Origin of the sequence: Kocuria rosea, assembly GCF_006094695.1 — a bacterium.
In the GTDB taxonomy this organism is placed as follows: Bacteria; Actinomycetota; Actinomycetes; order Actinomycetales; family Micrococcaceae; genus Kocuria; species Kocuria rosea.
The window spans coordinates 941,771-956,318 of the sequence record NZ_CP035103.1; the positions used below are offsets into that span (position 1 = coordinate 941,771).

General features: G+C 72.5%; 12 protein-coding genes. 4 read left to right on the top strand and 8 right to left on the bottom strand.

The features are described from left to right. Positions 1-72 precede the first annotated feature (72 nt). The 5 genes from EQG70_RS04340 to benA form a co-directional block, all read right to left on the bottom strand. Positions 73-2,904 (bottom strand): AAA family ATPase, encoded by a 2,832-nt coding sequence (locus tag EQG70_RS04340; RefSeq protein ID WP_109268231.1) that lies wholly within the window; start codon positions 2,902-2,904, stop codon positions 73-75. A gap of 62 nt (positions 2,905-2,966) precedes the next feature. Beyond that, the gene (locus EQG70_RS04345; RefSeq protein WP_109221697.1) at positions 2,967-3,794 is read right to left on the bottom strand and encodes a 1,6-dihydroxycyclohexa-2,4-diene-1-carboxylate dehydrogenase; all 828 of its coding nucleotides are present in this window, start codon (positions 3,792-3,794) and stop codon (positions 2,967-2,969) included. After that, positions 3,794-5,368: a benzoate 1,2-dioxygenase electron transfer component BenC gene (gene benC / locus EQG70_RS04350; RefSeq protein ID WP_017832656.1), complete on the bottom strand. Its 1,575-nt coding sequence runs from the start codon at positions 5,366-5,368 to the stop codon at positions 3,794-3,796. Before benC ends, EQG70_RS04345 begins: the two co-directional genes overlap by 1 nt. A 124-nt stretch (positions 5,369-5,492) precedes the next feature. Further along, complete coding sequence (gene benB / locus EQG70_RS04355) at positions 5,493-6,029, bottom strand: benzoate 1,2-dioxygenase small subunit (RefSeq protein WP_017832655.1); 537 nt, start codon at positions 6,027-6,029, stop codon at positions 5,493-5,495. A 39-nt stretch (positions 6,030-6,068) separates the two neighbouring features. Continuing rightward, the gene (benA, locus tag EQG70_RS04360; protein WP_109221696.1) at positions 6,069-7,451 is read right to left on the bottom strand and encodes a benzoate 1,2-dioxygenase large subunit; all 1,383 of its coding nucleotides are present in this window, start codon (positions 7,449-7,451) and stop codon (positions 6,069-6,071) included. 380 nt (positions 7,452-7,831) lie between these two features. Between benA and catA the strand changes: the two genes are divergently transcribed. After that, entirely contained in the window at positions 7,832-8,716 is an 885-nt protein-coding gene (gene catA, locus EQG70_RS04365) for a catechol 1,2-dioxygenase (protein ID WP_035928370.1), read from the top strand. A 400-nt stretch (positions 8,717-9,116) separates the two neighbouring features. On the opposite strand, the gene EQG70_RS04370 is transcribed toward catA, so the two are convergent. Together EQG70_RS04370 and EQG70_RS04375 are read right to left on the bottom strand one after the other, a co-directional pair. Beyond that, positions 9,117-9,599 (bottom strand): MarR family winged helix-turn-helix transcriptional regulator, encoded by a 483-nt coding sequence (locus EQG70_RS04370; RefSeq protein WP_017832652.1) that lies wholly within the window; start codon positions 9,597-9,599, stop codon positions 9,117-9,119. 59 nt (positions 9,600-9,658) lie between these two features. Beyond that, positions 9,659-10,354, bottom strand: a complete 696-nt coding sequence (locus EQG70_RS04375; RefSeq protein ID WP_109268230.1) for a hypothetical protein — start codon at positions 10,352-10,354, stop codon at positions 9,659-9,661. Positions 10,355-10,548: 194 nt separating this feature from the next. On the opposite strand from EQG70_RS04375, the gene EQG70_RS04380 reads away from it, so the two are divergent. Then, positions 10,549-11,625 carry a glutathione S-transferase family protein gene (locus EQG70_RS04380; protein WP_017832650.1) on the top strand — a complete coding sequence of 359 codons (1,077 nt, stop codon included), beginning with the start codon at positions 10,549-10,551 and terminating at the stop codon, positions 11,623-11,625. A gap of 122 nt (positions 11,626-11,747) precedes the next feature. Beyond that, on the top strand, positions 11,748-12,593 hold the full coding sequence (locus EQG70_RS04385) for an HpcH/HpaI aldolase/citrate lyase family protein (protein ID WP_017832649.1): 846 nt from the start codon (positions 11,748-11,750) through the stop codon (positions 12,591-12,593). Between the two features lie 18 nt (positions 12,594-12,611). Here EQG70_RS04385 and EQG70_RS04390 read toward each other — a convergent pair whose 3' ends face one another. After that, positions 12,612-13,328, bottom strand: coding sequence for an HAD family hydrolase (locus EQG70_RS04390; protein WP_017832648.1), 717 nt, complete (start codon positions 13,326-13,328; stop codon positions 12,612-12,614). A gap of 147 nt (positions 13,329-13,475) precedes the next feature. Here EQG70_RS04390 and EQG70_RS04395 point away from each other — a divergent pair, with 147 nt between their 5' ends. Further along, on the top strand, positions 13,476-14,468 hold the full coding sequence (locus EQG70_RS04395) for an LLM class flavin-dependent oxidoreductase (protein ID WP_109268229.1): 993 nt from the start codon (positions 13,476-13,478) through the stop codon (positions 14,466-14,468). The last annotated feature ends 80 nt before the right edge of the window (positions 14,469-14,548 follow it).

Below are 14,548 nucleotides of genomic sequence, written 5' to 3' on the forward strand. Positions count from 1 at the left end.
AGATGGCGGACGACGGCGACCCGGCCACCGGCTGTCGCCGTCGTCCGCCACCTCGCGGTCGTCCGGGGACGGTCAGTCGGTGGAGCGGTAGCGGGCGGCGAGCTCGCTGCGGGAGCGGATCCCCAGCTTCCCGTAGATGCGCGTCAGGTGGTACTGGACGGTCTTCTCCGCGAGGAACAGGGCCCGCGCGGTCTCCTTGTTGGTGGCCCCGCCCGAGACCAGCTCCGCCACCGCCTGCTCCTGGGCGGTGAGCTGCACGGCGGTGCGGCCCACGGCGGCGAGCACCGGGTCGGAGGGGTCCGGCAGGTTCCCGACGTCGAGACCGGTGGCCTTCAGCTCGCGGTCGCAGCGCTCCACGTACGTGGCGGCGCCCAGCGAGTCGTAGAGGTCCCGCGCGGTCCGCAGCACGGTGGACGCCAGGCGCCGCTTGCCCGCACGGCGCATGCTCTGCCCGAAGGCGAAGCTGATCCGGGCGCGCAGGTACGGGCGGTTGAGCCCGCGCAGGTGGCCCAGGGCCGCCTCGAAGTGCTCCCGCGCCGTGTCCGGGTCCCCCTGCGCGGCGAGGATCCGGCCCCGGGCCCAGGAGATGCGGGCGTCGTCGGAGGGGATCCGCCGCTCGCGGCGCACGCGCTCGAACACGGTGAGGAACGCGTCCGCGTCCTCGAGCCGGTCGGTCATCACGAGGGCGTTGACGTAGGTGTCCTGCCACGGCCAGAAGGAGACCCGCTCGTCGGTCCACGGGTCGAGGTCCGTCAGCGGCTGCAGCACCCCCAGCGCGCTCTCGTAGTCGGCGCGGGCCTCGTGGAAGCGGGCCCGCGCGAGACTGGCCGGGACCTGCATGGCCCGGTAGGTGCCCGGCTGCACGGCGGCCTGGGAGACGTAGTGGCGGGCCCGGTCCCAGTCCCCGCGCATCGACCACAGCTCCGCGGCGGTCCAGTACAGGAGCGGGCGGATGAGCGGCATCTGCGAGGTCTCGAGGCGCACCGAGGCGCGGGAGACGGTGGCCGCCGCGGCGTCCCAGTCGCCCAGGACCAGCTGGGTGCGGGCCAGCCAGGCCTCCGCCCACAGGGAGATCCGCAGGGACCCGCCCCGGTACTCGGTGGGGGCGGCCGCCTGGAAGTTGACGAGCGCCGTCTCGACGTCGTCGGCGCGCAGCGCGAGCCACCCGGCGCCCATCTGGACGCGCTGCTTCTGGGCGTTCTCCGCCGCGTGCTCGAAGGCGCGCTCGTAGGAGGCCTCGGCCTCCCGCAGCCGCCCCTGGGCGAAGAGGCCCAGGCCGTAGATCGCCTCGGACTCGATGTGGGCGGGGGTGCCGGGGGCGGTGAGGGACATCGCGGTCTCCGCCCACCGGGTGATGACGGGTCCGTCCCAGGAGGCCACGCCGTGCAGCACGAAGCGCTGGGCGATCTGCGCGGCGGCCGCGGGGTCCCGCTGCCGGTTGCTCGTGCGCCAGGCCATCTCGAGCTGGGTCTGCGCGCTGCGGTTCTGCCCGGACACCGTGGAGAGGTAGCCGAGCACCGACGAGCGCAGCGGGGAGGACGGCATGGCGTCCACGGCGGCCGCCCACATGCCGGCCTGGGCGATGTTGCCCGAGCCGACCAGGGCGTCCACGGCCCGGAGCAGACGGTCGTTGCGGGCGCGCGTGTCCGCGGAGAGCCGGGACGCCGAGAACAGCGCCGTGGCGACGTCCTGCCAGGCGCCCACCGTCGCCTGCCGCGCGGCGAAGGCCTCGAGCTCCACGGCCAGCGGCTCGTCGGGCCCCGGGGTGGCCGAGACGCGGTGGCCGAGCCGCTCGCCCTCCTCCTGCACCACGGTCGCGGACCGCCGGTGCAGCGCGATCCGCCGGCTCGGCACGATCAGCCCGTAGACGGCCTCCGCGGCGCCCGGCTCGAAGAACTGCACGACCGAGCGGGCCTGGTCCACGGAGAGGTCCAGCAGCCCGGCGCGGTGGCCCTCGTCGAGAGCGTCCATCAGGGCGTCCACCCCGCTGACGTGGGCCACCTCGGACAGGCCCGCGCTGCGCCCCAGCACGGAGACGGCCTCGGCCGTGCGGATCAGGCCGGGCGAGGCCCCGGTGAGGACGCTGTGCACGCGGGCGCGCACCCGGGAGCTCGCCGGCAGGTCCGCGAACCAGGAGTGCCAGGTGTCCTCGGGCAGCTCGCGCAGCAGCTCGAGCACCTGCTGGGGGAGCCCGCCGGTGTGCCGGACGAGCCGGTGCGCGGCGGTCGCGCCGAGGTCGAGGCCGAAGAACTGCCGGGCCGCGGCCCGGACCTCCTCCGCCCCGAGGGGCTCGAGGGGGAGGCGCTGGACCTGGTGGCCGGTGAGGAAGTCGAGCACCCCTGCCGGGACGTGCCACGCCTGCGCCGGGTCGAGGGTCAGCACGAACATGACGCGCTTGCCGTGCAGCCGGCGCATCACGAACACCAGGATCCGCAGGGTCTGATCGTCCAGCCGGTGGGCGTCGTCGACGGTGACCACCACGCTGCCGCGGGTCTGCAGGCTCTCGAGGTGGGTGCTCAGGGTGGCGGCGTAGTTCACGGCCTGCGCGGGGCTCAGCTCCGCGACCGGGGCCGAGGGCGGCGCGGGCTCGCCGTCGAAGCCCCGGGAGGAGCGCAGGGGCGTGGCGAGCATGAGCTGGCTGTACCCGGCCAGGGCGAGCTGGGACTCCCACTCGTCGCCGGTGGCGCTGAGCACGCGGACGCCGCGCGCGGCGGAGCGGCAGTGGTCGAGGAACAGCTCGAGCAGGGCCGTCTTGCCCGAGCCCAGCGGACCCTCGAGCACCACGGTGCGGACGTGGCCCTTGCGCACGGTCCGCAGGACCTCGAGGAGCTCCTCGAGCGCGGCCGCCCGCCCGACCAGCGGGAGCTCCTCGCCGGGTTCTCCGTGCTGCAGGCCCGCCGTCATGGCCGCGAGTCTACCCGTGGAGGGGGCGCGGCCACGGCGGCGGGCGTCCGCCCGGAGGCGGCTCAGCCGAGGTCCCCGCCGGCGACCGGCAGGACGCTGCCGGTGACGTAGGAGGCCTCGTCGGAGGCGAGGAACACGATGGGCGCGGCCTGCTCGTCGAGCGTGCCGTAGCGCTTCACGAACGAGGAGTCCACGGTCTGGTCGACGATCACCTGGTACCAGGACCGCTCCTGGGCGCTCTCGGCCTCGGGGCCGCGCTTGACCCTGCGGGGCGGGGCCTCCGTGCCGCCGGGGGCGGTGGCGACCACGCGGATCCCGCGGCCGGCGACCTCCATGGCCAGGGACTGGGTCAGCGCGTTCACCCCGCCCTTCGCCGCGGCGTAGGGCACCCGGTGCATGCCGCGGGTGGCCACCGAGGAGACGTTGACGATCGTGCCCGAGCCCTGCTCGAGCATGGCCGGGAGCACCGCGCGGCAGGACCACAGGGTGGGGAAGAGCGAGCGGCGGATCTCCTTCTCGATCTTCTCCTCGTCGTACTCCTCGTAGGGGCGGGCCCAGATGGTGCCGCCCACGTTGTTGACGAGCACGTCCACCCGGCCGTGGGCCGCGAGCGCGGCCTCGACGGCCTGCTGGGCCCCGGCCCAGGTCTCGAGGTCGGCGGTCACGGACGTGGCGGCACCGCCCGAGCCCGAGGCCTCGGCGGCGCGGACGATGCCCTGCGCCACGTCGTGCACCAGCTCGGCGCGGTCCACGAGGACGACGGCGCCGCCCTCGGCGCCGATCCGCTCGGCCACCTTCTGCCCGATGCCCTGCGCGGCGCCGGTCACGACCGCCACCCTGCCGGCGAAGCGGCCCGGGGTGAGGAACTGCCCCGCGTACGGTGCGCCCATCAGCGGCCGGCCTCCTTGGCGTCGATCGCCGTGGACATGGTCTGCTTGGCGTCGCGGGCGTGGGCCATGATGACCTCGCGGGCGCGCTCCTTGTCGTTGCGCTCGAAGGCCTCGACGACGTCCAGGTGGTCCTGGGCGACCCGGGCGAAGATCTCCGTGCCCCGCTCGAAGGTCGCGGCCATCTGCTCGCGCACGTCGAGCCGGCGGTAGGACTCCAGCAGCGTGGGGTTGTCGCAGACCATGAAGAGGTACTCGTGGTACTCCTCGTTGGTCCGCACGTACTCCTCGGGGTCCTGCACGGTGCCCGCGCCCACGGAGCGCGTGGTGGCCTCGGCGAGGCGCCGGAACTGCTCCAGCTGCTCCTCGGTCAGCCGGCCCATCACGAGCTCGGTGACGGCGAGCTCGAGGCCCATGCGGGCGTCGAGGTGGGCGAAGCTGTCCTCCTTGCGGAACTCCAGCCGGCCGGTCTCCAGCGAGGAGAGCGCCTCGGAGCGGGTCATGGTGTCCCCCTCGGCGGCGATCGTCTCGGGGGAGGGCGGCGCGCCGGTCTCGGCGTCGCCGCCGGTGGTCTCCTTCGGCGCGAAGCGCTCGAAGTAGAAGTTGGCGGGCTCGATCCCCTCGCGGTCCAGCCACGCGGAGACGGCGTTGACCATGGGGGGCGGGCCGCACAGGTAGATGTCGACGTCGCCGTCGTTGAGGTGGGCCGGCTCGATGATCTGGGTGACGTAGCCGGTGTGGGGGGCGGAGGTGCCCTCCTCCGAGGCGATGTGGTCCCAGGTGAAGTCCGGCAGCTTCGCCTCGTAGGCGCGGAGCCGGTCCAGGCCCACGATGTCGGCCTCGCGGGTCACGCCGTAGATCAGGTGCACGGGGGTGCTGGGCGGGTTCTCGGCGAGCTTCTCCAGGATCGACAGGAGCGGGGCCAGGCCGGTGCCCCCGGCGAGCAGCAGCAGGGGGCGCTTGGGCTCGCGCAGGAAGAACGAGCCGTAGGGGCCGCTGAACTCGACGGTGTCGCCGACCTGGGCGCGGTCGCGCAGGTACTCGGACATCGCGCCCTGCGGGGTGATGCGGACCATGAAGGCCGCGCCCTCCACCTCGGGGCCGCTGCTGAAGGAGTAGGAGCGCTCGGCGTCGGTGCCGGGCACCTTGATGTTGACGTACTGGCCGGGCAGGAACGCCAGGTCCTCCCGCTTCTCGACGTCGAGGGTGAAGGAGATCGTCGTCTCGGAGTGCTTGTCCAGCTCCTGGAGCGTGGAGGTGTACGTGGCCGCGGAGGTCTTCGCGGACTCGGCGGTCGCCGGGATCTGGATGGCCATGTCGGACTCGGGGACGGCCTGGCAGGTCAGCAGGTAGCCCTTCTCGAGCTCCTCCTCGGTCATGGCGTCGTCGATGAAGTCCCCGGGGTCGAAGGAGCCGGAGTCGCAGAAGGCCTTGCAGGTGCCGCAGGCGCCGTCCCGGCAGTCCGCGGGGATGTTGATGCGCGCCTTGTAGGCGGCGTCGAGGACGGTCTCGTAGTCGCCGACCTTGACGACCTTCGTGACGCCGTCCTCGAAGCTGAGGGCTACCTGGTGGCCCATGATTTCCTCCTGGGTGGGGGGCCGCGTCGTCGCGGCCCGTGGGAAGTGCGGGGGTGCTCGGTGAGCACGGAGTGCGGACGGTCCGTCGTGGCCGGCCCCGGCGCGGGACCGGCCACGGCCGGCGTCAGATCATGTAGACGTCCACGACGTGGTGGATGTAGTCGTTCTTCAGGACGACCTTCTTCTTCAGGATCAGCGGCTCGTCGCCCGAGAGGTCGATCGTGTAGAAGCTGGTGCCGAAGTACGTGTCCGTCGTGTTGTAGCGGAAGTACAGCGTGAACCAGTTGAAGCGGACCTGCACCCGGTCGCCGTCGTGCTCGAGGACCTCCACGTCGGTGATGTTGTGCCCGGTGCGGGGGTCCGGCAGGGACGTGGCGGAGGAGCGGTCCGTCTTGATGCGGAACACGCGGTCCTCGATGCCGCCGCGGTTGTCGTAGTAGATCAGGGAGATCTCGTTCTGGGGGTCCTCGGTCAGCCGGTCGTCGTCGTCCCAGGACGGCATCCAGAACTCGGAGTCCGGGTGGTAGCACTCGAGCCACTCGTCGAACTGCCGGTCGTCCAGCAGGCGTGCCTCCTTGTAGAGGAACGCGCGCACGGTCTCGAGGGTCGCGATCTCCTCGGCGGTCTTCAGCGCCGCCAGGGGGTTCAGCAGGTTGGTCATGGTGTTCTGCACTCTTTCTGTGGTTCGGGGGAGTCCGGGTCAGGCGGTCACGGGGGCGGACTGCGCGGCGGCGCGCTCCTCCGCGGCCAGACCCTCGTCCATGACGTCCTTCCAGAAGCCGTGCTGGACGGGGTACAGGCCCTCGTCCTCGGTGCGCACACCGGAGGCGATGACCTTGGTCATGCCGAGGGCCTGGGCCTGCTCGTCCGGGCCCTGGATCTCGTGCGCGGCGCCGCGGGACATGTCGTTCCACGGGGCGGAGGTGGCCCAGTAGGTCTTGTTGCAGGAGCGGAACTCCTCGAGGTCGTCCGGGGTCGCCATGCCCGTCGCGTTGAAGAAGTCCTCGTACTGGCGGATGCGCTTGGAGCGGTTCTCCTGGGACTCGCCCCTGGGGGCGATGCAGTAGATGGTGACCTCGGTCTGGTCCGCGGAGATCGGCCGGAAGTGGCGGATCTGCGAGGAGAACTGGTCCATGATGTACACGTTCGGGTACAGGCACAGGTTGCGCGAGATGTTGATCATGAAGTTCGCCATCTCCTCGCCGTACTTGTCGACGAGCTCCTCGCGGCGGTCCCACAGCGGGCGGTCCTGCGGGTTGGTCCACTCCTGCCACAGCAGCAGGTGGCCGTGCTCGTAGGAGTAGAACCCGCCCTTGACCTTGCCCCACTTGCCGGCGTCCATGGCCTTGGTCTTGTTGGCGGAGTCGCCGGCGGTGCGGCGGGCCGTGGTCGCGGCGTAGTTCCAGTGCACCGAGGTCACGTGGTAGCCGTCGGCGCCGTTCTCCGCCTGGACCTTCCAGTTGCCGTCGTAGGTGTAGGTCGAGGCGCCGCGCAGCACCTCGAGGCCCTCGGGGGACTGGTCCACGATCGAGTCGATCACCGTGGTGGCGTCGCCGAGGTGCTCCTCGAGGGGCAGCACGTCCGGGTTGAGGGAGCCGAACAGGAAGCCGCGGTAGGAGTCGAAGCGGGCGACCTTGGTCAGGTCGTGCGAGCCCTCCTTGTTGAAGTTCTCCGGGTAGCCGCCGTTGCGGCCGTCCTTGACCTTGAGCAGCTCGCCGGAGTTCTTGAACGTCCACCCGTGGAAGGGGCAGGTGAAGGTGGTGCGGTTGTCCGTCTTGCGCCGGCAGAGCATCGCACCGCGGTGGGAGCACGCGTTGACGATGCAGTTCAGCTTCTCCTCCTTGTCACGGGTGATGACCACCGGGGTGCGGCCGATGTAGGTGGTGAAGTAGTCGCCCACGTTGGGGATCTGCGACTCGTGGGCCAGGTACACCCAGTTGCCCTCGAAGATGTACTTCATCTCCAGCTCGAAGATCTCCTGGTCGGTGAAGATCTCCCGCTTGGCCCGGATGAGCCCGTTCTCGCGGTCGTCCACCACGGCGTCGGAGAGGACCTCGCGGACGTGGGTCAGGTTCTCGGTCATGACGTGCTCCTTCTGGTCGGGCTGCCTGGTCGGGCTGTCTGCTCGGGATGTCTGGGCGGGACGTCTGCTCGGGACGTGCGGGCCGAAGTCTGCGACCGGCTCCTGCCGGACGGTACGGAGCCAGTCTGGTGCGCCGTGACTCCGCTCACATCAGGCAAACCCCTAGGACTAACCCAGGGGGTGTTTATGCCGTATTGGGTGCAGAAAAGACGCCTAATTGATATTTGTCGCGTCCTGATCGCGCCCCTAGGCTGGTGGAGACGTCGACGTGTCCGGTGTCACAGCCGGAGGGCCCGAGCCGGCGGCCGTGAGCCGCGCCGGGAGCGGCGGGCACGAGGGGCGTCCCTGATCACCGTTCAACGAGGAATGTGGAGCACACCATGACGGAGACCCACGCGGCAACGCGCAAGGAGAACGAGGGCACCGCGGTCGAGGCCGGGTCCAAGGCGACCGAGCGGTTCACCGCCTCGGGCAAGCTGGCGAAGCTGGACGTGCCGAAGGAGCGGGTGTCCCTGCTGGCCGGTGCGGCGATCAAGGCGATCAACGACATCGCGGTCGAGCACCAGGTCACCTACGAGGAGTACAACGCGCTGAAGGCGTGGCTGATCAAGGTCGGCACCGACGGGGAGTGGCCGCTGTTCCTGGACGTGTGGCTGGAGCACACCATCGAGGACGTCAACTCCCAGGAGCGCCCCGGCGCCGTCGGCACCATCGAGGGCCCCTACTACGTGCCGGACTCCCCGGTGCTGCCCACTCCCGCGACCCTGCAGATGCGCGAGGACGAGCCCGGCACCCCGCTGCTGTTCAAGGGCCGGTTCACCGACACCGACGGCAACCCGCTGCAGGGCGCCCAGGTGGAGATCTGGCACGCCGACGCCAACGGCTTCTACTCCCAGTACGCCCCGGAGCTGCCCGAGTGGCTCTTCCGCGGCACGGTGAAGGCCGACGAGAACGGGTACTTCGAGATCAACACCAAGCGCCCGGCCCCGTACCAGATCCCCACCGACGGGGCCTGCGGGCAGCTCATCGGTGCGGCCGGCTGGCACGCCTGGCGCCCGGCGCACATCCACATCAAGGTCTCGGCCCCGGGCCACCAGCTGGTCACCCAGCAGCTGTACTTCCCCGGCGACCCGCACAACGCGGACGACATCGCCTCGGCGGTCAAGCCCGAGCTGATGCTGGACCCGAAGCCGCGCACCGACGGCGGCGCGGGCGAAGAGGTCGTCTACGACTACGTCCTCGCCAAGGAGGGCCAGACCAAGTAGGACGCCGGCCGCGGGCGCACCGCCCGCGGCGCACAGGAGCACCCCCGCAGGCCTCGGCCCGCGGGGGTGCTCCTGTGTCCCGGCCGGGCCGTCCGGCCACGGCGCCGAGCGCGCCCGAAGTCGCCTCCCGGGCCGCCGCGGCCGTCGAGGACACAAAACGCACAGGCGGCTTGCTCATGCAGATCACTGGGTCTAAGGTAAATCTGTCGTCGGCGATGGCCCGGAGGTGATCCCCCCATCTGCCTCCGGATGGTTCCTGCCGGCGACTGGTGTCCCATTCCCCCGATCGGGATGCCTGACAGGCCCTGCCGATCCCCCCATGCGGCAGGGCCTGTCCCCTGCGCGGGGCGGTTCCGGGCCGCGGACGGCCTCGGCCGGTGGGCGGCTCAGGCGCCCGGCGTCAGCACAGCCCCAGCTCCTCGAGCCGGGGGAGCACCTTGCCGGAGACGGAGAGCAGCGCGTCCATCTCCTCCCGGGTCAGGTGGTCGATCAGCGCCGCCCGCACGAGCTCCAGGTGGCCGGGGGCGGAGGCCTCGATGGCACGCCGCCCCTCCGGGGTGATCCGCACGTCGAGGCCGCGGGCGTCGCTGTCGCACGGCAGCCGTTCGAGCAGCCCGCGCCGGGCCATGCGGGAGAGCAGGTGGGAGAGGCGGCTGCGCTCCCAGCCGAGCTCGTGGAGCAGGTCGCGGGAGCGGATCACGCCGGTGCTGCTCTCGGACAGCTGGACGAGGACCTCGTACTCCGAGCCGGACAGCGCGCTGTCCCGGGACAGCTGGCGGTCCACCGCGGTCTGCATGCCGCGGCTCAGGGCCAGGAAGCCGCGCCAGACGCGCTGCTCCTCGTCGGACAGCCAGTTGACCTCATCGGTCTCCGGGTGGCTCATGCGGCGGTCCTCTCGTGGCGCGGGAAAACCCTCACTATAAATTGACGTGTCAACAAATGTCAACCGCCGACAGGGTCCTCCGGTGGGTCCGGGCGGTCGCCGGCGTCGCGGCCGTACCGTGCCGGGCGGCGGTGGATCCACTCCGAGTCGTAGAGGTCGCCGGGCCCGCGCGCGGGCCGCCGGAGCCGCTCGGCGTAGCCGGTGGGGCGCAGCGGGGAGTCGTCGTCGTCGACCGGGGTGAACGAGGCCATGGCGACGAGTCCGAAGCCCAGGCCGGCCGCGACGACCAGCGTCATCCCCGAGACGACCAGGACGCTGACGTACTCGTCGGCCAGGTGCGCACCCGTGGTGCCCGCCAGCAGCGGCTGGACAGCGAACGCCCCGGCGAGGGGCAGGAGGCCCAGCAGCAGCAGGGTGGCGGGGACGAGCCACAGCTTCGAGCGGCTCCGCAGCGGGGGCACCGAGGCGTCCCGGAGGGCCGGGTGCAGCTGGGCCTGGACGACGACGAAGCCCGCGAGCCCGGGCAGCCCGAGCAGCGCTCCGACCGCCCACCCCCACACATGGCCCAGGGCGGCGAGTCCGCCGCCGAGCAGGAGGCCCAGCAGGATGAGGGTGAAGGAGAGCCCGCGCGCCATCCGCCGGGCGGCCCGGGGCGAGGTCGCAGGCCCGCGGGCCGCCCGGGGCGCGGTCCGGGGCGGGACGTGCTGCGGGGGAAGGCGCTGGCCGTACTCGGGCTCGTTGCCGTGGGTGCTCATGGGCGGGCTGTTTCCGTGGTGTGAGGGTGCCGGACGCCTCCACTGTAGACCTCGCCTCCGACGGGAGCTCCCGCTGGCGCCCTCTCTGTGATTGACATATCATCAAAACCGAGGGGCGGGAGGTGCGGCCGTCCCGCCGCCGACCGTCGTCCCGGCCGGTGGCGCCCCGTCCCGCCGCACCGCGAGGAGCCACCATGTCACAGCGCAGCACCCAGCGGTCCGAGCACAGCACCGCCGGCGCCTACGTGCATCCCGGCGAGGAGTTCACCCGGGACACCGCCTACATCGAGGACCGTATCGTCCGCGACCCGGCGCGCGCCGACGTGCCCGAGGGGGCGCGGGCCTGGCCCGTCGAAGCCGGCCGCTACCGGCTCGTCGCCGCGCGGGCCTGCCCCTGGGCCAACCGCACCCTCATCGTGCGACGGCTCCTGGGGCTCGAGGACGCCCTCTCCGTGGGGCTGCCCGGTCCCGTCCACGACGTCCGGTCGTGGACCTTCGACCTCGACGCGGACGGCAGGGACCCGGTGCTGGGCATCGAGCGGCTCCAGGAGGCGTACTTCGCCCGCTACCCCGACTACCCGCGGGGCATCACCGTGCCGGCGGTCGTGGAGATCGCGAGCGGCCAGGTGGTGACCAACGACTTCCCGCAGATCACGGAGGACCTCGCCAAGGAGTGGGGCGCCTTCCACCGCGAGGGCGCCCCCGACCTCTGGCCGGCCGATCTCGAGGACGAGATGCGCGAGGTCATGCAGCGGGTCTACACCGAGGTCAACAACGGGGTCTACCGGTGCGGCTTCGCCGGCTCCCAGCGCGCCCACGAGAAGGCCTACGAGCGGCTGTGGGTCGCCATGGACTGGCTCGAGGACCGCCTCTCGACCCGCCGCTACCTCATGGGGGAGCACATCACCGAGGCGGACGTGCGGCTGTTCACCACCCTGGTGCGCTTCGACCCGGTCTACCACTCGCACTTCAAGTGCTCGCGCAACAAGCTCACCGAGATGCCCCACCTGTGGGGCTACGCCCGGGACCTCTTCCAGACGCCGGGCTTCGGCGACACCGTGGACTTCGAGCAGATCAAGCAGCACTACTTCGTGGTCCACGAGGACATCAACCCGAACCAGATCGTGCCCGTGGGCCCGGACCTGGCCAACTGGGTGTCCGCGCACGGCCGGGAGGCCCTCGGCGGCTCGCCCTTCGGGGCGGGGACCGCGCCGGGCCCCGTCCGGCCGGAGGAGCGGGTTGACGGACGTCACACGCCCCTGACCGTCTGAGCGTTCCGCCGGATCGGCGCGCGGCCTAGACTGGACAGCTCCTACGGCCCGGGCCCGTTCACGGGGACGGGTGCCCAGGGGTCTCCCGTCCCCGCTGACCTCATCCCGGAAAGGACCCTCACGTGGCCCCCTACCGCAACCAGCGCGCCGCCGCGCTGCCCGCCCGCCTGTCCCGCTCCTGGCTGCTCACCTCGGCCGCCGACCCGTCCGTCTTCCCCGCGGCCCTCGCCTCCGAGGCGGACTCCGTGGTCTTCGACATCGAGGACGCCATTCCCGCCGAGGGCAAGGACCAGGCCCGGCAGAACGTCGTCGAGGCCTTCGAGGCCGGGGCGAGCGCGTGGGTGCGGATCAACGACATCACCACGCCGTACTGGGAGCAGGACCTCGCCGCGCTCAGCCGGGTCGGCCACCTGCGCGGGATCATGCTGGCCAAGACGGAGCACCCCGACCACATCACCAAGACGGCCATGATGGCCCCGGCCGGCACCCCCGTGGTGGCGCTCATCGAGTCGGCGGTGGGGATCATGAACGCCAACGACATCGCCCGCGCCCCGGGCGTGTTCCGGCTCGCCTTCGGGGTCGGCGACTTCCGCCGGGACACCGGCGTCAGCGCGGACCCCCTGGCGCTCGCGTTCGCGCGCTCGAGCCTCGTGGTGGCCTCCCGGGTGGGGGAGCTGCCCGGTCCCATCGACGGGCCGACCCTGGGCGCCTCCGAGGAGGGCCTCGCCGAGGCGTGCGCCGTGACACAGTCCATGGGCATGACCGGCAAGCTGTGCCTGGACCCGCAGCAGACCGACGGGATCAACCGCCACCTCGCTCCGAGCGAGCAGGAGATCACCTGGGCCCGCGAGCTCATCACGCAGCACGACTCCGGGCACGTGGTGGGCGACGGCAGCTATCTGCCCCGCCTGGCCCGGGCCCGCAAGGTCTCCGAGCTGGCGCAGACCTACGGTCTCTGGAACCGCTGAGCGCTCCGGGCGCCCGGCTCAGCCCAGCCAGCGGGTCATGAGCTCCCGGAACACGGGGTCCGTCAGCGTCGCGGCCCGGTGGTGGGCGGGCACGGGGTCCCCGTCCGGGACGGACGGCACGGCCACGACCACCAGTCCCGCCGCCACGGCCGAGGTCGCGCCCACCACGGAGTCCTCCACGGCCAGGGCCTCACCCGGGGCGAAGCCCAGCCGCCGCACCGCCTCGGTGTAGATGTCCGGGGCCGGCTTGCCGCGCGGCACGTCCTCGGAGGAGACCCAGGTGCTGAGGTGGGGGGCGAAGCCGGCCTCCTCCAGCTTCACGCCGAGGATCGTGCTCGTGGAGTTGCTGGCCACGGCCACGGGCAGCCGCTCGGCGAACGCGCGCACCGTCTCGAGCGCGCCCGGCAGGGGCACGATGTGCCCGGTCAGCGTCTCCTCCTCGGTGCGCAGCACGTCTGCGTGGACCGCGGCGCGGTCGGCCCGGGCGGCCTCGGCGATCGCCGTGGCGACGTCCGCCGCGGACCAGCCCATCATCCGGCGCTCCATGGCCTCGGTGAACTCGAGCCCGTAGCGCTCCGAGACGGCGCGCTGGACCCGGGCCCAGTTCGCCTCCGTGTCCATGAGGATGCCGTCGCAGTCGAAGACCACGCACGCCGGGGCCCACCCGGGGGCGGGCGCCGGCAGCTCGGGGGAGGACGTGGGCGGCGACGGCGTGGGGGCGGGGAAGGACGTCATGCTCCCATGGTGCCCCACCGGGCGCCGTCCGGGGCGGGGGTGTGAGCAGGACAACGCCCGGGAGGACGCCCGGAATAAGCACCCCGGCCGGGGGTGTTGCCGCCACCGAACCCCTTCGTGCCATCCCCGACGGAAGAAGCCCCGCCCTTGCCCGCCACGCCCCGCGTCCCGCTGTCCGCCCTCGACCTCGTGCCCCTCTCGGAGGGCCGCTCCACCGCGGACGCCCTCCGCGAGGCGCTGGACCTCGCCCGCCGGCTCGACACCTCCGGCTACCGGCGCCTGTGGTACGCCGAGCACCACAACACGGAGGCGTTCGCGTCCTCCGCCACGGCGGTGCTCGTCGGGCAGTCGCTCGCCGCCACGGAGCGCCTCAGCGTGGGCTCCGGCGGGATCATGCTGCCCAACCACGTGCCGCTGACCGTGGCCGAGGCCTTCGGCACGCTCGCCAACCTCTACCCCGGCCGCGTGGAGCTGGGCCTGGGCCGGGCGCCCGGCACCGACATGCGCACCGCCCTGGAGCTGCGGCGGGGCCACGCCGGCCACGACACCTTCGAGGCCGACGTACGCCGTCTGGTGCGGCTGTTCGGCGGGCAGGAGCAGGAGGTCGTCCGGGCGCCCGTGGCCCGGCACACTGACGTTCCCCTGTGGATCCTCGGCTCGTCGACGGGCGGCGCTGAGGTCGCCGCCCGGCTCGGCCTGCCCTACGCGTTCGCCTCCCACTTCGCCCCGGCCAGGATCATGGACGCCATCGCCCTGTACCGGCAGCGCTTCGACGCGCAGGCCCCGACCGCCACGGTCGAGCGCCCGCACGTGATGGTCGCGGCGAACATCCTCGCCGCCGACACCGACGAGGAGGCGCGACGCCAGTTCAGCACCCACCAGCTGCTGGTGCGCGGGATCGCCCGCAACGACCGCCGGCCGCTCCAGCCGCCCGTCGAGCGCGTGGAGCTCACCGCGGCGGAGGCGGGCATGGTGCAGGAGCACCTCGCCGTCTCGGCGGTCGGCACGCCCGAGCGGGTGGTCGCCGATCTCGAGCAGATCGTCGAGCTCACCCGGGCCGACGAGCTGATGCTCAACAGCTACGCCCACGACCCCGAGGTGCGCGCCCGGTCCTACGAGCTCGTCGCCCACGCCTGGTGAGCGCACCGTCCCGGCGCCGGCCGTCCCGCCGGCCGCACGCCCCCGGACCCCACGACCACCGCCCGGCGACCCCCGCCGGG

What these genes read in the sequence shown, in the direction of transcription:
- EQG70_RS04375 (WP_109268230.1), bottom strand. Translation starts at nt 10,354, where the DNA reads ATGAGCACCCACGGCAACGAGCCCGAGTACGGCCAGCGCCTTCCCCCG.
- benC (WP_017832656.1), bottom strand. Translation starts at nt 5,368, where the DNA reads ATGGGCCACCAGGTAGCCCTCAGCTTCGAGGACGGCGTCACGAAGGTC.
- catA (WP_035928370.1), top strand. Translation starts at nt 7,832, where the DNA reads ATGACGGAGACCCACGCGGCAACGCGCAAGGAGAACGAGGGCACCGCG.
- benB (WP_017832655.1), bottom strand. Translation starts at nt 6,029, where the DNA reads ATGACCAACCTGCTGAACCCCCTGGCGGCGCTGAAGACCGCCGAGGAG.
- EQG70_RS04390 (WP_017832648.1), bottom strand. Translation starts at nt 13,328, where the DNA reads ATGACGTCCTTCCCCGCCCCCACGCCGTCGCCGCCCACGTCCTCCCCC.
- EQG70_RS04370 (WP_017832652.1), bottom strand. Translation starts at nt 9,599, where the DNA reads ATGAGCCACCCGGAGACCGATGAGGTCAACTGGCTGTCCGACGAGGAG.
- EQG70_RS04345 (WP_109221697.1), bottom strand. Translation starts at nt 3,794, where the DNA reads ATGGGCGCACCGTACGCGGGGCAGTTCCTCACCCCGGGCCGCTTCGCC.
- EQG70_RS04380 (WP_017832650.1), top strand. Translation starts at nt 10,549, where the DNA reads ATGTCACAGCGCAGCACCCAGCGGTCCGAGCACAGCACCGCCGGCGCC.
- EQG70_RS04340 (WP_109268231.1), bottom strand. Translation starts at nt 2,904, where the DNA reads ATGACGGCGGGCCTGCAGCACGGAGAACCCGGCGAGGAGCTCCCGCTG.
- benA (WP_109221696.1), bottom strand. Translation starts at nt 7,451, where the DNA reads ATGACCGAGAACCTGACCCACGTCCGCGAGGTCCTCTCCGACGCCGTG.